Origin of the sequence: Sinomonas gamaensis, assembly GCF_005876955.1 — a bacterium.
GTDB classification, from domain to species: Bacteria; Actinomycetota; Actinomycetes; order Actinomycetales; family Micrococcaceae; genus Sinomonas; species Sinomonas gamaensis.
On the sequence record NZ_SSCL01000006.1, the window covers coordinates 197,553 to 215,635 of the forward strand.

At 66.9% G+C, this 18,083-nt stretch carries 20 protein-coding genes and 1 tRNA gene; 12 read left to right on the top strand and 9 right to left on the bottom strand.

Going from position 1 to position 18,083, the window contains the following annotated elements; translation table 11 throughout:
- Position 1 precedes the first annotated feature (1 nt).
- On the bottom strand, positions 2–1,210 hold the full coding sequence (locus E5679_RS10655; RefSeq protein ID WP_138415567.1) for a DNA cytosine methyltransferase: 1,209 nt from the start codon (positions 1,208–1,210) through the stop codon (positions 2–4).
- A gap of 616 nt (positions 1,211–1,826) precedes the next feature.
- On the opposite strand from E5679_RS10655, the gene E5679_RS10660 reads away from it, so the two are divergent.
- Both E5679_RS10660 and E5679_RS10665 read left to right on the top strand, forming a co-directional pair.
- The gene (locus E5679_RS10660) at positions 1,827–2,444 is read left to right on the top strand and encodes a recombinase family protein (protein WP_138415569.1); all 618 of its coding nucleotides are present in this window, start codon (positions 1,827–1,829) and stop codon (positions 2,442–2,444) included.
- 201 nt (positions 2,445–2,645) lie between these two features.
- The gene (locus E5679_RS10665; protein ID WP_171042330.1) at positions 2,646–2,921 is read left to right on the top strand and encodes a hypothetical protein; all 276 of its coding nucleotides are present in this window, start codon (positions 2,646–2,648) and stop codon (positions 2,919–2,921) included.
- A gap of 260 nt (positions 2,922–3,181) precedes the next feature.
- Here the strand turns inward: E5679_RS10665 and E5679_RS10670 are convergent, their stop codons facing one another.
- The 4 genes from E5679_RS10670 to E5679_RS20830 all read right to left on the bottom strand — a co-directional run bounded on the left by E5679_RS10670 (position 3,182) and on the right by E5679_RS20830 (position 4,585).
- On the bottom strand, positions 3,182–3,619 hold the full coding sequence (locus E5679_RS10670) for a hypothetical protein (protein WP_138415573.1): 438 nt from the start codon (positions 3,617–3,619) through the stop codon (positions 3,182–3,184).
- Positions 3,519–4,034, bottom strand: a complete 516-nt coding sequence (locus tag E5679_RS10675; RefSeq protein ID WP_138415575.1) for a hypothetical protein — start codon at positions 4,032–4,034, stop codon at positions 3,519–3,521. Before E5679_RS10675 ends, E5679_RS10670 begins: the two co-directional genes overlap by 101 nt.
- A gap of 215 nt (positions 4,035–4,249) precedes the next feature.
- Positions 4,250–4,322, bottom strand: a tRNA-Thr gene (locus E5679_RS10680).
- 95 nt (positions 4,323–4,417) lie between these two features.
- Complete coding sequence (locus tag E5679_RS20830; RefSeq protein WP_171042331.1) at positions 4,418–4,585, bottom strand: hypothetical protein; 168 nt, start codon at positions 4,583–4,585, stop codon at positions 4,418–4,420.
- Between the two features lie 350 nt (positions 4,586–4,935).
- Between E5679_RS20830 and E5679_RS10685 the strand changes: the two genes are divergently transcribed.
- Complete coding sequence (locus E5679_RS10685; RefSeq protein ID WP_249336071.1) at positions 4,936–5,637, top strand: HAD-IA family hydrolase; 702 nt, start codon at positions 4,936–4,938, stop codon at positions 5,635–5,637.
- Here E5679_RS10685 and E5679_RS10690 read toward each other — a convergent pair.
- From E5679_RS10690 to tmk, 3 genes are read right to left on the bottom strand one after another with little or no spacing between them, the layout of a single operon-like run.
- A complete protein-coding gene (locus E5679_RS10690; protein WP_138415658.1) occupies positions 5,634–7,211 on the bottom strand; it encodes an alpha/beta hydrolase in 1,578 nt (525 codons plus the stop codon). The two genes, E5679_RS10685 and E5679_RS10690, sit on opposite strands and share 4 nt — an antisense overlap.
- A 19-nt stretch (positions 7,212–7,230) precedes the next feature.
- Positions 7,231–8,373 carry a DNA polymerase III subunit delta' gene (locus tag E5679_RS10695; protein ID WP_138415577.1) on the bottom strand — a complete coding sequence of 381 codons (1,143 nt, stop codon included), beginning with the start codon at positions 8,371–8,373 and terminating at the stop codon, positions 7,231–7,233.
- Positions 8,370–9,089: a dTMP kinase gene (gene tmk, locus E5679_RS10700; RefSeq protein WP_138415579.1), complete on the bottom strand. Its 720-nt coding sequence runs from the start codon at positions 9,087–9,089 to the stop codon at positions 8,370–8,372. The genes E5679_RS10695 and tmk overlap by 4 nt, the downstream gene beginning before the upstream one ends.
- Before the next feature lie 204 nt (positions 9,090–9,293).
- Between tmk and E5679_RS10705 the strand changes: the two genes are divergently transcribed.
- The 5 genes from E5679_RS10705 to E5679_RS10725 all read left to right on the top strand — a co-directional run bounded on the left by E5679_RS10705 (position 9,294) and on the right by E5679_RS10725 (position 13,755).
- The gene (locus E5679_RS10705; RefSeq protein ID WP_249336077.1) at positions 9,294–10,604 is read left to right on the top strand and encodes an Nramp family divalent metal transporter; all 1,311 of its coding nucleotides are present in this window, start codon (positions 9,294–9,296) and stop codon (positions 10,602–10,604) included.
- A 27-nt stretch (positions 10,605–10,631) separates the two neighbouring features.
- Complete coding sequence (locus tag E5679_RS10710; RefSeq protein ID WP_138415660.1) at positions 10,632–11,828, top strand: trans-sulfuration enzyme family protein; 1,197 nt, start codon at positions 10,632–10,634, stop codon at positions 11,826–11,828.
- 9 nt (positions 11,829–11,837) lie between these two features.
- Positions 11,838–12,146: a DUF2516 family protein gene (locus tag E5679_RS10715; RefSeq protein WP_138415583.1), complete on the top strand. Its 309-nt coding sequence runs from the start codon at positions 11,838–11,840 to the stop codon at positions 12,144–12,146.
- 88 nt (positions 12,147–12,234) lie between these two features.
- A complete protein-coding gene (locus tag E5679_RS10720; protein ID WP_249336078.1) occupies positions 12,235–12,975 on the top strand; it encodes a class I SAM-dependent methyltransferase in 741 nt (246 codons plus the stop codon).
- 33 nt (positions 12,976–13,008) lie between these two features.
- On the top strand, positions 13,009–13,755 hold the full coding sequence (locus E5679_RS10725; RefSeq protein ID WP_138415586.1) for a phosphoglyceromutase: 747 nt from the start codon (positions 13,009–13,011) through the stop codon (positions 13,753–13,755).
- Positions 13,756–13,827: 72 nt separating this feature from the next.
- Here E5679_RS10725 and phoU read toward each other — a convergent pair whose 3' ends face one another.
- Positions 13,828–14,487 carry a phosphate signaling complex protein PhoU gene (gene phoU / locus E5679_RS10730; protein ID WP_138415588.1) on the bottom strand — a complete coding sequence of 220 codons (660 nt, stop codon included), beginning with the start codon at positions 14,485–14,487 and terminating at the stop codon, positions 13,828–13,830.
- A gap of 163 nt (positions 14,488–14,650) precedes the next feature.
- On the opposite strand from phoU, the gene E5679_RS10735 reads away from it, so the two are divergent.
- From E5679_RS10735 to E5679_RS10750, 4 genes are all read left to right on the top strand, one after another.
- Complete coding sequence (locus tag E5679_RS10735) at positions 14,651–15,832, top strand: sensor histidine kinase (protein WP_138415590.1); 1,182 nt, start codon at positions 14,651–14,653, stop codon at positions 15,830–15,832.
- The gene (locus E5679_RS10740; protein WP_138415592.1) at positions 15,829–16,509 is read left to right on the top strand and encodes a response regulator transcription factor; all 681 of its coding nucleotides are present in this window, start codon (positions 15,829–15,831) and stop codon (positions 16,507–16,509) included. Before E5679_RS10735 ends, E5679_RS10740 begins: the two co-directional genes overlap by 4 nt.
- Positions 16,510–16,753: 244 nt before the next feature.
- A complete protein-coding gene (locus E5679_RS20835; protein WP_171042332.1) occupies positions 16,754–17,269 on the top strand; it encodes a hypothetical protein in 516 nt (171 codons plus the stop codon).
- 196 nt (positions 17,270–17,465) lie between these two features.
- Complete coding sequence (locus E5679_RS10750) at positions 17,466–17,948, top strand: CarD family transcriptional regulator (protein ID WP_043124850.1); 483 nt, start codon at positions 17,466–17,468, stop codon at positions 17,946–17,948.
- The last annotated feature ends 135 nt before the right edge of the window (positions 17,949–18,083 follow it).

Genomic DNA, 18,083 nt, shown 5'->3' on the forward strand with positions numbered 1-18,083 from the left:
CCTACACGACTCGCTGCAGGGCTGATCGTTCGCTGCCCAACACTGCCGCGATCGACTGGCCGACTGCCGCCGCCAGTAAGGGCGGAACCGCGTTTCCAACCTGTTCATACTGGTCGGCTTTGCTACCCGTGAAGATGTAAGTGTCGGGGAACGACTGGATTCGCGCTGCTTCACGAACTGTGAACGAGCGGTCCTGGTTGTAGTGGAAATAGGCTCCCCAATGAGGATCGCACTTTGTGAGGATTGTCGAAGCCAGTCCATCGGGTGAGACGCGTCCGTACCGCTTCGTGTGGTCCGATCGCCGCGCTGCCTGCATTCCTTTCGGTAGCAACTCGAATGGGATGTCCGTCCAGTTGCCGCCCGGTCGGATGTGCTTAAGCCGTTCCATGTTTATCTTGCTCAGACGGGGGGCCTCATGGTTGAGGACACCCACGGAACCGGCGCGAAGCGCTTCTTGATATGAGTTCTGCGGAGACGTGCGGTAGGCCTTAACCTCGTCACCGGATTCTCCGTTGCAGAGTACGGGAAGGTCACTGATTGCCTCGGCAACAGTTGTGTGCGGTGGAAGTTCGACACTCCTCGGAAGCGCTACAATGGGCCGCCCGCCAAACTCCGAGGTGAAGTTAATCCTCATAGGAGCATGCCTCTTCGCATCCGGGAATGCGGACATCGGATCACCGCCATCCCTGAGCCCGATGATGATAGTCCTCCAGCGAGTCTGAGGCACACCGTGGTGAGGGGCATAAAGGATCTGAACGTCGGAGCTATATCCGAGGTTTCGCAGCGCCTGAAGGATGGCCTCAAGAGTCGCCCCATTTGAAAATGAAACCAAGCCTGGGACGTTCTCGATTAGGACAGCTCTGGGCTCGAACTCCTCCACGAATCGGAGGTACTCGCGAAACAGGTGGTTTCTTTTGTCGTCTTCCGACCGGCGAGGCGCGTTGATTGAAAAGCCTTGGCAAGGGGGACCGCCGGCGAGAAGGTCTAGGTCCCGTTTGGCGAGGCCAAGGTTCTCACGGACCTCGCGCGCGGAAACCTCCCGGATGTCCCTGCTCTCCACGATCGTGGAAGCGTGGTTCTTTGCATAGGTCGCTGCGTACGTGGGTACGACTTCGTTCGCGTAGAGACTCGTAAACCCGGCCTCCCTCAGGCCCTCCGATAGGCCCCCAGCGCCGGAGAACAGATCGATCGCAGTGAGAGCCGTGCCCATCAAACCCCTCGTCGTCAATGCTGGTTGGACCGCCGGTGCCAAGCAACCGAGCGTTTTGTTCACCTTATCGGAGGGGGAGGACAAGTCTCGGCACCGCCTCACTTGTAGACGGGGAGGCCACCTCAAAAACTCCCCAACCCGTACGTAACAGCGTCTGCTAACCACTACCGGGCAAACAGCTCGCCGTCGTGGGTACTCCCCCACCCCTCAGCGGTTGGCCCCCAGCCGGCAGCCGCACGCTCGACCGTGCATGGAGGCAGGGCACAGCGCAGCGGAGAAGCCACGGGCGCCAGCCTCCGGGCCTGCCTAGCCCGGACGCACCACGAGCCAGCTCAGTCTCGCCCCAGCCAGCGAGCGCGGCGCGCAGCGCCACGCCTGTCCGATAATCGCCCGAGGCTAACCGAGCCGCACGACGACGTGCCACTCGGCTGGCCTCCCGGCCAGCCAGACAGCAGGCCAGTCCTCTCGGAAACGGCCTATCAGAAAACATTCGGTTGACGAGAAGCGCGTCAACCTGCGGAGAGGCCTATCAGATTTGTCGCGCGGTCTCGGTTGTTGATAGGTTATCGGTAACCCAATCACCTTCCTGAGTATTTGCGAAAAAGGGGGACTGCAGATGGCAACCTACGGATACGCCCGAGTCAGCACGGCAGAGCAGGACACCGCGCTTCAGATCGACGCCCTCGCGAAGGCTGGCGTGAACGTCACGGGCAAGCGGCCCAAGCGCCTGTTCACTGACCACGGTGTGAGCGGGACCGTCCCGGCTCTCGAGCGGCCCGAGCTGTCGGCCCTGCTGGACCGCGTCGAGGCCGGGGACAAGCTCGTCGTGTGGAAGCTCGACCGGCTGGGGCGCAACACGCTGGACGTGCTCAACGTGCTCCAGGAACTCCGCGAGCGCGGCGTCGAGTTCGAGAGCGTCACGGACAAGCTCGACACCACGAGCCCCATGGGTGAGGCCATGATCACGATGCTGGCCGCGTTCGCTCAGCTTGAGCGCGACCTTATCCGCGAGCGCTCGATTGCTGGTCTTGAAGCTGCACGGGCGAACGGGAAGATGGGCGGGCGCCCGAAGATCACCGCCGATGATCCCCGCGTGAAGCGAGCCGCCGACTTCCGCGAGCGCGGCTTCACTGTCGAGGAGACGGCGCACCAGATGGGCGTCGGTGTCGCGACGATCTACCGTCTGCTGAAGATCGCTCGCGAAGCTGAGGCCGCCGCTGGCGCGGTGGCCTAGTCCCCACCCTCCGAACGCAAACTACTAGGACGCCACTGGCTCAACATGTCCGGCATCGCTGTCCGTGGTGGGACTTGGCAGAGCGCCGCAGGTGGCTGACAGAGGTGGTCCCTGCCAGAGATCCGTCGCTGCTCTCAATGTCAACTCGTGCATTAGGGGGCTCTGCAAGAGGCCCTGCATACTGGCCGAATGTATCAGCGTGTGAGCAACTGGACCGACGTGCCGTCACTCAGGCTAAGCCTGCAAATCAGTGGAGAGATCTCGTTGGGAGAGCTGCAGACATTCTGCCGGGCGGCAGAGTTGAGCGGCGTTGAACCCGACCACACGTTCATCCAGACACACGCGGGGGAGGGCGACCTGATGAGTCTGGAGGGTCTGGGCTTCTACATCGACGCCAGCCTCCTCGAGCGCGGCCTAGTGGCGGCGCGCGGCGACGAGGAGGCCGCGGGTCCCCAACCTGAGACGTCCGAGCGGTGATTAGCCCCGGCCCTCAGGGCCGGGGCTTTGTCGTCGCTGTGCCAGACGAGGCGCCGGGCGATGCTACCTCTGCTTCTTGACTTTCGTGCTCGCCGTACTAGCGCTGGGGGCCGTCTTCAGGATTCGCCCCAGGTCGCGCGGGGCCAGTGCGGCCTGTCCCTTGTCCACCACAGTCGATCCGGAGGAGCGTCGAGACGTGCCGGCAGCATCGCCAGTCGCACCTGACCGGTAGACGTTCGCACCCGGGTAGTTCTGCATGATCATATTGTCTCCAACGCTGGATTGAGCCTTGCCTGGAAGTAGTGCTTTCGTGCTACCCACTTGAATCCTTCATGCTTCGTGATCGTAGCAATCTCAATCGGCCCGCCTACCGTCGGACCGCCGGGAGAGAACCGGACGTATTGGATAGTCGCGTGCACGAGGAACTCTGCGAGATCGATGGCGTCCTGTATCGGCATTGCCGATACGACCAGTTGCGTCTGCACCTGCTGCTGGATGGCGGCGACCGCCAGCGGAGCCTGATCTGCCGGCACTCCCATATTCGTCAAGGCGGCGGCGGTGTCGAGGCTCAAACCGTTGAGGATGCGCGCGATGGCCTCAGGTTGTCCCCACCACACTGCGCCCGTGCTGCCGGCAAGCACCTCTACGGGCTTTCCAGCATATGGGCCGGTCGTGTTGATGGTGAACACGAGGATCATCGGACCTGCTTGAGTACCCCCCGACGAGGTACCCGAGATCTTGCTTGTGCTCCTCGTCTATCTCTTCATACAGCGGGACGTAATGGTCATCGTGGAAGAACGTCGCGGCCTTCGAAGCTACCTCCTCGATGTCGTACGCCGAGGGGTCCAACCTCCAAGGATCGTCGTCACCTCCATGAAACTTTGCGCGAAGATCCTTGCTCAGCGTGGAGATCGAGGCTGGACCAATGTTGCCGAGGCCCCAGGTCATGGCGCCGATGGGAAGCTTCTTGTGGAGGTTAAACACCTTGTTGGCGTTGTTGTAAATGTTCACGATGGTGGCTGAGCCGTCTGGCTGGGCGGCGGCGAACGTCGTCGCGCTGTCAGCCGCAAGAACCAGTCCGTCATGCACCTTGATGAGGAGCGCAATTGTCACGGTACAACACTTGCACGCAGAGGCGCCGAATGCGAGAGATGACCGGGCACAGGAGGGGGGAGGGGAGTGACGAAAAAGTGACGAACATACCTGTAACGATTCGGAAAATCCAGGAATGCACAGAGTGGCGCTGGCGTCAAGCGAGTGACCCCGCGGGCGCGTAACAAAGCCCCGCTTCCCAGTGCTTGCAAGGGAAGCGGGGCTTGTAATATTTGAGCCTCCTAGCAGGATCGAACTGCTGACCTTCTCATTACGAGTGAGACGCTCTACCGTCTGAGCTAAGGAGGCACTCAGGCTGTCCGTTGGACGGAACCACCGAGTGAATACTCTACTGGAGGCGCCGCGGCCGGGTCAAAACGCGCTAGGCCATCCGGCCCAGGTAGCTAGGCCATCCGGCCTAGGTACTCGACTGCGCACGCCACCGCTGCGGAGAACAGCCGCCAGGAGCGGTAGTGCGCCGAGTCGACGTAGGCGCTGCCGCCGATCCCCCGGAGACAGGCCAGCGTACTCTGGCGACCGCCGGGACGCTCCGGGTAGACCACGATGTCCACAGTTCCGATCGTTCCCAGTGCAAGCCTGGCGCCGTCGCCCCGCAACGCAGCCCGAAGCTGCCTGCTGACTTGCAGTCTTTCCAGTGCGGATGTCCCCGTCACCCTCAGCTCCCCATATCGTCTGGCCGCCCCCGTGGTAGCCGCCACCCTCAGCGTGGGGGCGGCGAGGTAGGGAAACAAGCGCATTCCGCCATATGACACGAATTGCCCCAAGAGTTTTTCTCACCTTCCCGCGGAGCGCCGTTCACTCCCCGTACTCGGCGAATTCAGAGCGACGTCGGGACGCCGTGCCAGCGTGGGAATCCAGGCGCCGGAATGTCCGGTGCCTGAGAGACCCCGGGGAGTCGTCCGTGAGTGTGCCGAACCTGCCGCCCGTCGTTGCGAGCAGCGTCCGCCTTGCTGTGCTGGACATGAACGGCACCACCGTGGTCGACGGAGGGGCCGCTGAGCGGGCGGTGGCCGAGACGCTCGTCTCCTTTGGGATGGCGGGCGATCGGCTCGAAGCCGCTTTGGAGGTTTCGCGCCAGAGCGCGGGGCTGGACCGCACCCGGGTCTTCGAGCAGCTTTTCCCGGACGACGCCGTCACCGCGCGAGCTGCCTCGCGCGCCTTCGCCACGGCGTACGACCGCATGATCGCCGGCGGCTGCATAGAGCCCGTGCCTGGGGCCGAGGAAACGGTCCGCGAGTTGCGTGAGCGGGGGATTCTGGTGTGCTTGGCGACCGGCTTCGGGCGCCACACCCAGAACAGCGTCCTTGAGGCCCTCGGTTGGATGGGGCTGGCCGATCTGTCACTCTGCTCCGAGGACGCCGGCCGTGGGCGCCCGTTCCCCGACATGGTCCTGACCGCCGTGCTCGCACTGGACGTCGACGACGTCCGCCACGTTCTCGTCGCGGGTGACACTACGGTGGACATCACTTCGGCGCTCCGAGCGGGCGCCGGAAGCGCCGTCGGCGTGCTCACCGGTGCTCAGACGGCGGGTGAGCTCCGTGCGGCGGGAGCGACCGCCGTCGTGCGCTCGGTCGCGGAGCTGCCGGGCCTGCTGCCGATCTAGCAGCGCATCCCGTCCTTCGGGACCTTGCCGTCAACGAGGAAACCGTCAACGGCCCCGTCGATGCACGATGAGCCGCGCCCGTAGGCCGTGTGGCCCTCGCCGTTCCACGTCAGCAGTGAGGCGTTGCCGAGTTCGCTGCGGAGCGACTGCGCCCACGGGTACGGGGTGGCGGGGTCCCCGGTGGTCCCCACGACGAGGATCGTGCTCCCACCGGTGTAATGCGCCGGCGAGGGCGTCCGCACCGGCTTGGCCGGCCAGTCTCGGCAGTTGACCCCGCCGAACGCGAAGAAGTCACCGAAGGTGGGGGAGGCCTGCCTCAGCTGGTCGGCCTCGTTGCGCATGCTCGTCGTGTCGCTGGCAGTGTTGTAGTCGAGGCAGTTGTAGGCCATGAAGGCGTACGTGCTGTTCGACGAATAGGTGCCGTTCGAATCGCGGTCGGCGGCGAGGTCGGCGAGCCGCAGCATCGCGGTCCCGTCCCCGCGGAAGGCGCTGGTGAGGGCCTGCGTCAGCACGGGCCAGTTCGTGTTGTTGTAGAGCGGGAGGATGAAGCCGTTCACGAAATCGGTGCCGGGCAGGACTCGGCCTTGCGTGGTCGGCATCGGCTGCTCCTTGACCGACTGGAGGAGCGCCTGGATCTGGGTCACCGCGTCGTTCTCGTTGCCGCCCATGGGACAGCCAGACTTCGAGATGCAGGAACGGACGTAGGCGTGGAGTGCGTCCTCGAAGCCCTTTGCCTGGCCGATCGTGACCTGGGTGGAATCCATCGCGGGGTCAAGGGCGCCGTCCAGCGCGAACCGCCCCACGCGATCCGGGAAGAGGCCTGCGTAGGTCGAGCCGAGCAGGGTCCCATAGGAGAAGCCGGCGTAGTTGAGCTTGGACTGCCCCATGGCCACGGCTCGGATGACGTCCATGTCCTTGGCCGAGCTGATGGTGTCCGTGTGGGCGAGGATCGGGCCCGTGTTGGCTTTGCAGGCGTCGATGAGCTTCAGCTGCTCCGCGAAGGCCTGCTCGAGACCCGCATCGGTCGAATAGTCGGGGTTCTGCTGGCGTCGGGCGTCCTCTTGGGGCCCGTCGAAGCACGTGACGGGAGCGGACCGCTTGACACCGCGGGGATCCCAGCCGACCAGGTTGTACGCGCTCCGAAGCTTGTCCGAGAACATGGTGGTGCCGGCGTCACGGACAAGGTCGATCGCCGAGACGCCCGGACCGCCCGGATTCACGAGCAGGTTCGAGGAAGCGTTCTTGCCCTTGAGTCGCGCGACGGCGAGCTGGATCGTGTCGCCCCCGGGCTTCGAGTAGTCGACCGGGACGGTGACCTTGGTGCATTCGAGGTTGTTCTCGCAGGAGGACCACTCGACCTTCTGCTGGTAGAACTTCTCGAGCTCAGGGGGCGCGCCAGCGGTGGCCGACGTGTCGGTGCCCGGCGTTGGGCCTGAGCCCGGACTCAGGAACGGCGTGCAGCCCGTGAGCACTAGGGCGAGAGCGGCTAGTCCGGAGACGACGGCGACGACGGCGGCACGCAGCCGCGCGGTGCCTGCGGCAGGCAGGGGGGAGCCCTGTCTCGGGGCGGGCATCGTCAAAGGGCTCTTCTCCTCAGATCAGGCTTGCTGCCATGGCCTCGACCGCGAGGAGCGGGGCCACATTGGTCGTCGTGATGCGTTCTCTGGTCGTGTTAACCGCGTCCATCCGGGCCAAAGTTACGTCCGGCGTCGACTTCGCCGCGAAGTCGGCGATCTCGTTGGCGAGCTCGGTGTTCACGAGCTCCACGCTCCCCCCGAGCTGGATCATGAGCACGTCGCGGTAGAACGAGAGCAGATCCGTGAGGGTGCGATCGAGCGAGTCAGTCACCGAGCGCTTGGCGCGCCGCTTCTGGTCTTCCTCGAGCTGCCTGACTTGCGCGCGGAGGCTCGGCGGCAGCTTGTCGTCGGGCGAGAGGCCCAGCGTCTCGAAGAGTCGCGAGCGCTCTTCGGCGTCGCGTTCCTCGTTCGAGCTGGCCGCCTCATCGGTTGCGATCTTCACGATCTGCTCCGCGAGGTTCACGGCCTGCGAGACGGTGGACAGCGTGAGCGGGAGGCGGACGGTCGCCGAACGCCGCTCGCGGGCCGCGGCGTCGTGGACCAGTCTGCGGGCGATGCCGATATGGCTCTGCGCCGACCGCGCGGCCTGCAGCGCGAGCTCGGGATCCGCGCCATCGCGCTCCACGAGGAGCGCAGCGACGTCCGCGACCGGCGGGAGCCGCAGGCTCACCGGCCGACATCTGGAACGGATGGTCACGAGGACGTCGGCAGGCGAGGGCGCGCAGAGCATCCAGATCGTCCGGGGAGTGGGCTCCTCGATGGCCTTGAGCAGCACGTTGGTGGTGCGCTCAGCCATGCGGTCGGCATCCTCGACGACGACGATGCGCCACCGGCCGGTCGAGGGCCGGTCGCCGGACTTCGCCACGAGCTCGCGGGCCTCGTCGATGGTGATGGTGATCTTTTCCGTGCGGACGAACGTGACATCGCTGTGCGTTTCCGCGAGGACGGTGCGACACCCGCTGCACACTCCGCAGCCCCGGGCTGTCACGTCGTCGACCTCACAGTTGAGCGCCGCGGCGAACGCCTTGGCCGCCGTCGACCGCCCGGATCCGGGCGGGCCGGTGAAGAGCCAGGCGTGGGTGAGCCCCTCTCCGGCGGCGGCGCGACGCAACTGTTCGACGACAGGCGACTGCCCGACGAGCTGCTCCCAGACGCTCATCCGCGCTCGCCGGCGGTGGGAGGAACGGCGGCCCGAGGAACGGCAGCGGGAGGAACTGCGGCGGTTCGCGCCTCGAGCGCGCCGAGTACCGCGGTCAGGATCTCCTCGGCGAGCCACGCAGGATCCCGGCGGCCGTCAAGGACCAGATAGGCGTCCGGCTGCGCCGCGGCAAGATCGAGGAAGGCTTCGCGCACGTCGCGGTGGAACGCATCCGGCTCCGATTCGAGCCGATCCTCGCTCGTCTCCTGCGCCGTGCGCCGGGCGCGGCCCTCGGATTCGTCGACGTCGAGGAGGACTGTGAGATCGGGCCAGAGACCTCCTGTGGCCCATTCGTTGAGCCCACGGACCGCGTCTGGACCGAGTCCCCGCCCCACCCCCTGATAGACGATCGAGGACCCGATGTACCGGTCGGTCACCACGACCTCCCCGCGCGCGAGGGCGGGCTCGATGGCCTGAGCGACGTGGGCCGCTCGCGCCGCCGCGAAGATGAGCGCCTCGGTCCTCGCATCGATCACCCCGTGGCCATGATCGAGCACGAGCGAGCGGAGCTTCTCACCCACCGGGGTGCCGCCTGGCTCGCGCGTGAGCAGCACTTCGTGACCCGCCGAGCGCAGAGACGCCGCAAGAAGCCGCGCCTGCGTCGACTTGCCGGCGCCGTCGCCTCCTTCGAACGCGACGAAGAGACCCCGTGCCGGGGTAACGGGGGAGAAGGTCACCTACCCAGCGTACCGATACGGGGTCGATTCCCGCTCAAGAGAGCCTGCGTATGTGGATAACGGTTGGCCCGACCGCTCCGGGGTAAGCAGGACTGAGTGCGTCCGTGGTCAGGCATCGGCAGGGTCGTTTCGAATTGGCAGGGTCGTTTCGAAGAGGCAGTGACGTTTCGTGAGCAAAGATCCGGAGGAACGCGCTTGAGCACGATGCGGCAGCAGCAGCCGGTCAGGGACGCGCCGGGGTGGCGCACGTGGCTGAGGGCTCTCGGCCCTGGGGTGATCACCGGATCGGCCAACGATGACCCGTCCGCCGTCGCAACTTTCGTCCAAGCCGGGGCGCTGTACGGGTACGGCATGGTCTGGACGGCGCCGGTGGTGCTGCCGCTCATGATCACCGTCCAGGAGATGAGCGACCGCACGGCGACCGCCACCGGCGAGAGCCTTGGCGCGCTGGTCCGACGGCGCTTCGGGCCCGTGGGGCGCTTCCTGGCGGCGGTGCTCCTTGCCTGCCTCCTCGTGGCCAATGTGGTCAATGTCGCTGCGGACCTGATGGCGGTGGGTCAGGGGATGCAGCTCCTGGGGCTCGGGCTTCCGCAGGTGTGGGCTCCGATCGCGGGCATCGCCGTGGGCATCCTGCTCGTCACGGGGTCCTACCGCACGGTGGCGCGCGTCTTCACGTGGCTCTGCCTGGCACTGCTCGCCTACGTCGCCGTCGTGTTCATCGCCGGAGTCCACTGGAACGAGGTGCTCGCGGGCCTCACCTTCCAGCGGCTCGCGCCCGAGCCTCAATTCTGGGGGCTCCTCGCTGCCGTGTTCGGCACCTCAGTCTCGCCGTACCTGTTCTTCTGGGAGAGCGGACAGCGCATCGAGGAGCTCCGCATGATGCCTGAAGGCGGCGAGAACCCGCTCGCCGACCCCGATCTGCCGGACGGGCTTGCGCAGCGGCGCCGCCGCCAGCAGAAGATCGACGTCGTGGCTGGGATGACCGTCTCCACTCTCGTGATGTTCGCGGTCATCGTTGCCACCGGCGCTACCCTGGGGCAGCACCATCAGGACGTCAACACGGCGGCCGAGGCGGCGAAGGCCCTCCAACCGCTGGCCGGGCCGCTCGCGGGGGTGATCTTCGCCCTGGGGTTCATCGGAGCGGGCCTGCTCGGCGTGCCGGTGCTGGCCTCGTCTGCATGCATCGGCCTCACCGGGCTCACGGGCAGGGACTGGGGCTTCGATCGCAGCCCCCGGAAGGCGCCCCTGTTCTACGCACTGCTGATCGTTGGCCTCGTGGTCGCCACCGTCGTGTCCATGATCTCGACCGACGCGATCGGCATGCTCGTCCTGTCCGCGACGCTCAACGCCATCGCGGCGGCCCCGTTCCTCGTTGTCCTCCTGCTCATCGCGGGCAGCAAGCACATCATGGGCGAGCGCCGCAACAGCCCGCTCTCCAACGTTGTCGGCTGGCTTACCGCCGTGATCATGGCGGTCGCGGGCGCTTTCGCCATCTGGTCCCAGTTCGCGCATTAACCTAGGGGGATGACCGACCCTAGGGGAATGACCGGCGCCTCCCAGACCGACTCCTCCACGCCCGAGTTCAGCTTTCCGCACCTCGACGCGGAGGCCCTTTCGGCGCTTTCGCCAGAGACGCTCGCGGTCGCCGCGGGGCGGCCCGAGCGCGATCACGACAGTCCGGTGAACCCGAGTGTCGTCTTCTCCTCCACGTTCGTGGGTCTCGGCGCCGTGGGGGAAGGTGCCCGCGGTTACGCCCGGTACTCCAACCCCACCTGGGAGCCGTTCGAGGAGGCGGTTGCGCGTCTCGAGGGGACGGACGTCCCCGCCCTGCTCTTCTCGTCGGGCATGGGCGCCGTCGCAGCGGCGCTCAGCCTCGTCCCGGTCGGCGGCGTGCTCGTGGCCCCGGCCCATTCCTATTCCGGAACCCTCGGACTCGCGCAGAGCAAGGGGGAGCGCGGCGAGCTTGAGCTCCGCTCCGTCGACATCGCCGACACGGACGCCGTGATCGCCGCGCTCGACGGCGCCGATCTCCTGTGGGTCGAGAGCCCGACCAATCCGATGATGGAGGTCGCCGACCTGCCCGCGCTGGTGGCGGCGGCCCGAGCGGCCGGCGCCCTCGTCGTCGTCGACAATACGTTCAGCACGCCCCTCGGCCAGCGGCCGCTCGCCGTGGGGGCCGACGTGGTCGTCCATTCCGCCACGAAGTACCTCGCGGGGCACTCGGACGTCCTCCTCGGCCTCGCGGTGACGGACGACGACGAGCTGCGCGCGCTGCTCCTCGCCCACCGCACGCTTCACGGCGCCATCGCCGGGCCCATGGAGGCTTGGCTCGGCCTTCGCGGCCTCCGCACCCTTGCCCTGCGCGTCGAGCGTTCGCAGGCGACGGCCGGCGAACTCGCCCGCCGGCTCGAGGGGCACCCCGCCGTCCGCCGCACCCGCTATCCCGGCCTCGTCTCCGACCCAGGCCACGCCCGCGCGGCCGCCCAGTTCGACGGGTTCGGCTCGATCATCAGCCTCGAGCTCGACGACGCCGCAGCCGCCGACGCGTTCGTCGCCTCCCTCGCGCTGTGGCTTCCCGCGACGTCGCTCGGCGGGGTCGAGTCGACGATCGAGCGTCGACGCCGGCACACTGCCGAGCCGCTGACCGTGCCCGAGGGGCTGGTCCGGCTGAGCGTCGGGATCGAGAATGTCGAGGACCTGTGGGCCGACCTCGCGCAGGGACTCGACGCGCTTCTGTAGGCTGGAGCTGTGAGCGGCCGATTTCTCATTGCCTACATCGACATCATCGTCGGGTACATCATCTCTTTCCTGTGCCTGGCGATCTCGCTGTGGGCCTTCATCGACTGCACCACGCGCAAGGGCCCGGCGTTCGAGGCCGGCTTCAAGCGCACCAAGGGCTTCTGGCTCGGTGTGACCGGCGCAGCCGTGTTCGTCGGCCTCCTCTCCATCATCAGCCCTATTAGCCCCATGTTCGGGCCGAGCCTCTTCAACCTCGCCGCCGTGACCGCGGCGGGGGTGTACCTGGCCGACGTGCGGCCCTCCGTCTCGTCCCGCTGAGCGGGTGGTCCAGAAGGCGAGCCCCATCCGGGCCACCCGTGGCGGCCCCGTAGGGAACGTCACGCGGGGGACCACTAACCCCAACCGGATGCGCCGCGTGGACCGCTGGATCATTGGGGCGCAGGCCCGCAGGCTCCGATCATTCCCCGCCTCGCCGCTCGCCGTCGACCTCGGCTACGGCGCCTCGCCGGCCACCGCCGTCGAGCTCTTCGAGCGCCTGCGCACCGCTCGGGCTGACTTCCGCCTCGTGGGCGTCGAGATCGAGCCGGGCCGGGTCGAGGCCGCGAAGCCCCTTGAGCGCGAGGGCCTCGAGTTCCGCCTCGGCGGCTTCGAGCTGCCGGTCGACGGCGCCCCCGCCCTGGTCCGTGCGTTCAACGTCCTGCGACAGTACGAGGAGGACGACGTCCCCGCCATCTGGGACCTCGTCCGCTCCCGGCTTGCGCCGGGCGGCCTGTTCGTCGAGGGGACGTGCGATGAGATCGGCCGCCGCGCCGCTTGGGTGGCGCTCGACGGCGACGGGCCCCAGACGCTCTCCGTGGCCCTGCGCTTCGGCTCGTTCGAGCGCCCCTCGGACGTCGCCGAGCGCCTCCCGAAAGCGCTCATCCACCGGAACGTCCCGGGCGAGCCGGTTCATGAGTTCCTCCGCGCGCTCGACGCCGCGTGGCTGTCCGCGGCGCCGCTTGCCTCCTTCGGCAACCGGCAACGCTGGATCGCGATGGCGCGGACGCTTCGCAGCGACGGGTGGCCCGTCCGGCACGGCCCGGCTCGGTGGCGGCTCGGGGAGCTGACCGTGGGGTGGGAGTCGGTCGCGCCCCGCGTCATGGACTGAGTCGCGCCCGATTCCGCCCGATAGCATGAGTCCATGACTTACACCCTGATCCTGCTGCGCCATGGGCACAGCGAATGGAACGCCAAGAACCTCTTCACGGGCTGGGTCGATGTTGATCTCAACGACCAGGGGCGCGAAGAGGCTCGGCGCGGCGGCGAGCTGCTCGCCGAGAAGGGGCTGCTGCCGGACATCCTCTACACGTCCCGTCTCAAGCGCGCGATCAACACCGCGAACATCGCGCTCGACGAGGCCGACCGCGGATGGATCGACGTCAAGCGCTCCTGGCGCCTCAACGAGCGCCACTACGGCGCGCTGCAGGGCAAGGACAAGGCCCAGACCCTCGCGGAGTTCGGCGAGGAGCAGTTCATGGAGTGGCGCCGCTCGTACGACGTCCCGCCGCCCCCTCTCGCTGACGACTCCGAGTTCTCGCAGGTCGGAGACCCCCGTTACGCCGACCTCGGCGACGACATTCCGCGGACCGAGTGCCTCAAGGACGTCCTCGAGCGTCTCCTCCCGTACTGGGAGTCGGAGATCAAGGGCGATCTCACGGCGGGCAAGGTCGTTCTCGTCACCGCGCATGGCAACTCGCTCCGGGCGCTCGTGAAGCACCTCGACGGCATCAGCGACGAGGACATCGCGGGCCTCAACATCCCCACCGGCATCCCGCTCGTCTACGAGCTCGACGAGGACTTCAAGCCGACGAACCCGGGCGGCACGTACCTCGACCCGGATGCGGCAGCTGCCTCGATCGAGGCCGTCAAGAACCAAGGCAAGAAGTAGAAAACAGTTGCGCCGTCACCTCCGCAGGGTGTGCACCCTGCGGACGTGACGGCGCAACGTGAGGTTGGGGCGTCAGTTGGACGTCATATCCCCGTCCCACTCGCCCGTGACGAGATAGGACACCTTGCGGGCAACCGACACGCCGTGGTCGGCGAAACGCTCGAAGTAGCGGCTCGCGAGCGCGGCATCCACGGCAAGGGCGGGGGAGCCGGTCCACGATGGGTCCGCGATCGTGCGGAAGACGCTCGCGTGGAGGTCGTCGATGTCCGCGTTGTCGCCCTGGATCTTCGCGACAAGGGAGAGGTCGTGGGTAGCGAGCAGTTCCGCGACGTGGGCGATGATCTGCTTGTCGAGCTCCGCCATCCGCTGGAAGGTGCGCGCGAGGGGCGCGGGCACGGCGCTCTCCGGGTAGCGGAGGCGCGCGAGCTGGGCGATGTGGCGCGCAAGGTCGCCCATCCGCTCGAGGGACGCGCTCATCCGCAGGGAGCCCACTAGCGTGCGGAGGTCGCTCGCGACCGGGCCCTGCAGGGCGAGGATGTCGATCGCCCGCTCGTCGAGCGCGGTCTGACGGAAGTCGATGCGCGCGTCCTCGGCGATGACCTCCTGCGCGAGGTCGACGTCCGCGTTCTCGAAGGACTCCACGGCCTTGTCCAACGCGGCCGCGACGAGCTGTGCGATCTCGACCAGCTCGTCGTGGACAGACTTGAGTTCTTCTTGGAATACCTTGCGCACGGCGGTGTCCTCCCATTCCGTCAGGCTCTGTGGGCGCTCCGACTCGTCACACTCTCAGCGGCAGATGAATAGTTGACCGCCCTTGGGTGAACGATACGTGAACCGGCCCCTCATGGCGGCAAACTACGGCAGCTGGCCCAGTCCCGAGCCCTAAGCTAAAGGAGTGGATCCTCTCGTCGTCGGCATCGTGGCGGGTCTTCTCGGCCTGTCCTTCGGGGCATTCGGCGTCCTCGCGTTCCGGGCGAGCGAGAGGCAGCGCGCCCTCCTGGAGGGCTCCCCGGGGGAAGTCTCCTTCCCGGAGGGGGCGGCCGACGTCCTCGCGGTCCTCGGCAAGGCGTTCGTCGTCGTCGACGCGATCGACAGCGTGGTGCGCGCCAGCCCCGCAGCCTACGCGTACGGCCTCGTCCGCGGGCACACGGTTGTCCACCGCGAGCTTCTCCAGATGACGGCGAAGGTGCGGGGGAACGGAGTGGTGATCGAGCAGCAGCTCGAGCTCCCCCGCGGTCCGATCGGCCAGGGCTCCATCATCGTCCAGGTCCGGGCGGCGATGCTCGGCGAGGAATACATCCTGCTCCTCGCGGACGACCGCACGGAGATCACGCGGACAGAACGGATCCGCAACGACTTCGTGGCGAACGTCTCCCACGAGCTCAAGACGCCTGTCGGCGCAATCTCACTCCTCGCAGAGGCGCTCGAGGCGAGTCCCGACGACGAGGACGCGGTGCGCCGATTCGCCCAGCGCATGCGCAAGGAGTCGAGCCGTCTGGCAGCCCTCGTCCAGGACATCATCGAGCTCTCCCGGCTCCAAGGCGCGGACATCGTGCACCAGGGCAAGGACGTCGACGTCAACGAGGTCGTGGCGGAAGCCGTGGACCGCTCGCGGCTCGCGGCCGAGGCGAAGGGGATTTCCGTCGTCGTCGGCGGTTCGAGCCAGCACAAGGTCTTCGGCGACCCGGACTTGCTGGTGAACGCCTTCCGCAATCTCATCGACAACGCGATCCGCTACTCGCCGTCGAACACCAAGGTGGGGATCGGGATCAAGGACAAGGACGGCCTCGTCTCGGTGTCCGTCGCGGATCAGGGCGAGGGTCTCAAGCCCGAGGATCAGGATCGGGTGTTCGAGCGCTTCTACCGCGTGGACGCCGCGCGGTCCCGACAGACGGGCGGCACGGGCCTGGGCCTGAGCATCGTCAAGCACGTGGTGGAGAACCACGGCGGCGAGGTCACCGTGTGGTCGCAGCTCGGCAAGGGGTCGACTTTCACGGTGCGGCTGCCCGAGATGGAGCAGGACCAAGAACGGCAAAACGGGGCCGCGCGGCCCCCCGAGCAAGGAGCAATGGCTTGAGCAGGATCCTGATCGTGGAGGACGAAGAGTCGTTCAGCGACCCCCTCTCATTCCTCCTCGGCAAGGAGGGCTACGAGGTGGAGGTCGTGGACAACGGCACCGAGGCGCTCGTGGAGTTCGACCGGAACGGCGCGGACCTCGTGCTTCTGGACCTGCAGCTTCCCGGCACCCCGGGGACCGAGGTCTGCCGCCAGCTGCGCCAGCGCTCCAACGTCCCCGTGATCATGCTCACCGCCAAGGACTCGGAGATCGACAAGGTCGTGGGCCTCGAGCTCGGCGCCGACGACTACGTCACCAAGCCGTACTCCTCCCGCGAACTCGTGGCCCGCGTGCGCGCGGTGCTGCGGCGGCACGGCGAGCCCGAGGAGCTCATCTCCTCGACCGTCCAGGCCGGCCCAGTGCGCATGGACGTCGAACGGCACGTGGTGAGCGTCGACGGCGAGCAGGTGGCGCTCCCGCTCAAGGAATTCGAGCTCCTCGAGATGCTGCTTCGCAACTCCGGACGCGTGCTCACCCGTGGCCAGCTCATCGATCGCGTGTGGGGCTCGGACTACGTGGGCGACACCAAGACGCTCGACGTCCACGTCAAGCGGCTGCGGAGCAAGATCGAGCCTGACCCCTCGAACCCGCGCTACCTCGTGACCGTCCGCGGGCTCGGCTACAAATTCGAGCCCTGAGCCCCCATCGACTGCCAGAACGACGACGGCCGCTCGCCCCGGGAGGGGCGAGCGGCCGGCACGGTGGCGTGAACCCCAGTGGGTCGCCGAAGCAGAGGGGGTTGCCGACGCGCTCGAGGACGAAGAGGCGCTCGACGATGCCGATGCGCTGGAGGATCCCGAAGCGCTCGACGATGCAGATGCGCTCGAGGACGACGAAGCGCTGGCCGAGGACGTCGGCAGGAACTGCCGGTACTCCTCGAGCGTGCCGTCGAGGACGGGGATCTTCACGGTCTGGTTCGACGAGCCCGCCGAGACCTGGACGTCCACGAGTGAACCGGGGACGCCGCCGACGTGGGAGAAGGTGACCGGGGTGGACCCTTCGAGGTGGACGTTGCCGTTCTTGGGAACGGTCACCGTGACCGGGCTCGAGTTCGCGGTCGACAGCGAGACGGTGAGGTCCTGGGACGACGTGTTGTACAGGGAGCCGATGAGGCGGCCAGCGGCGTCAGGGCCCGGCGTCGTCGCCGAACCGCTCTTGCCGGAGGAGACGATGAGCACGTTGCGCAGCTGCAGGGAACCGACGTCGGCGCGGACGCCGTCGGAGGCCGAGTACTGGATGGACGTCTGCTGCGGGTTGATATATCCGCAGCCGGTGGCCGTCAGCAGGCCCACGCCGAGAGCGGCTGCGAGGGCAACGCGCGCGGCGGGGGTCGAAGCAGTGAAACGCACAGCTCGCTCCTGTAGATGGGTGGAAGAGGTCTGGTCGCCCCTAGCGTAGCCCGAATTTCGACAGATCGTAGATTCCGCGACACCCGTGAGGGTGACGTGAAGCACTTTCTTGATGGTTCGTCAAGCCCTGCCGAGGCCACCGAGAAACCGCTCTCCCGCGTCATTCCGCCGATCGCGGGGCCTCCCTCGGCCGGGCTGCAGCGGCAACCGTGATAGACTGATCAGCGGGAAAGGGGAATGTCCACATGGTTTTTGAGGTTGGCGAGACGGTTGTTTACCCCCACCACGGTGCAGCCAAGATCGAAGAGATCAAAATGCGCACTATCAAGGGCGAAGAGAAGATGTATCTCAAGCTCAAAGTGGCCCAGGGTGATCTGACGATTGAAGTACCAGCTGAAAACGTGGACCTCGTTGGCGTCCGTGACGTTGTGGGCAAGGAAGGCCTCGAGCATGTGTTCGATGTCCTCCGTGCCGAATTCACGGAAGAGCCCACGAACTGGTCCCGCCGCTACAAGGCCAACCTCGAGAAGCTCGCCTCCGGCGATGTGATCAAGGTTGCCGAGGTCGTCCGCGACCTGTGGCGTCGCGATCAGGACCGCGGCCTGTCCGCGGGTGAGAAGCGCATGCTGGCCAAGGCTCGGCAGATCCTCATCTCCGAGCTGGCTTTGGCGGAGAAGACGGATGAGGAGCAGGCAGCGAGCGTCCTCGACGAGGTTCTCGCGTCCTGAACCCAGGCTCTACGAAGCCCCCGCAGCGTCGCTGCGGGGGCTTTTTGGTGCCCTGCCGGGGCCCCTCGGGCGATCTCCCCAGCTTCATGACCGTCCTCCCCAGCTCTTCTGCCTCCTTCCCCGACTCCTGCCAAC

What these genes read in the sequence shown, in the direction of transcription:
- E5679_RS10655 (WP_138415567.1), bottom strand. Translation starts at nt 1,210, where the DNA reads ATGGGCACGGCTCTCACTGCGATCGATCTGTTCTCCGGCGCTGGGGGC.
- E5679_RS10660 (WP_138415569.1), top strand. Translation starts at nt 1,827, where the DNA reads ATGGCAACCTACGGATACGCCCGAGTCAGCACGGCAGAGCAGGACACC.
- E5679_RS10670 (WP_138415573.1), bottom strand. Translation starts at nt 3,619, where the DNA reads ATGATCCTCGTGTTCACCATCAACACGACCGGCCCATATGCTGGAAAG.
- E5679_RS10690 (WP_138415658.1), bottom strand. Translation starts at nt 7,211, where the DNA reads ATGCCCGCCCCGAGACAGGGCTCCCCCCTGCCTGCCGCAGGCACCGCG.
- E5679_RS10695 (WP_138415577.1), bottom strand. Translation starts at nt 8,373, where the DNA reads ATGAGCGTCTGGGAGCAGCTCGTCGGGCAGTCGCCTGTCGTCGAACAG.
- E5679_RS10705 (WP_249336077.1), top strand. Translation starts at nt 9,294, where the DNA reads ATGCGGCAGCAGCAGCCGGTCAGGGACGCGCCGGGGTGGCGCACGTGG.
- E5679_RS10710 (WP_138415660.1), top strand. Translation starts at nt 10,632, where the DNA reads ATGACCGGCGCCTCCCAGACCGACTCCTCCACGCCCGAGTTCAGCTTT.
- E5679_RS10720 (WP_249336078.1), top strand. Translation starts at nt 12,235, where the DNA reads ATGCGCCGCGTGGACCGCTGGATCATTGGGGCGCAGGCCCGCAGGCTC.
- E5679_RS10725 (WP_138415586.1), top strand. Translation starts at nt 13,009, where the DNA reads ATGACTTACACCCTGATCCTGCTGCGCCATGGGCACAGCGAATGGAAC.
- E5679_RS10750 (WP_043124850.1), top strand. Translation starts at nt 17,466, where the DNA reads ATGGTTTTTGAGGTTGGCGAGACGGTTGTTTACCCCCACCACGGTGCA.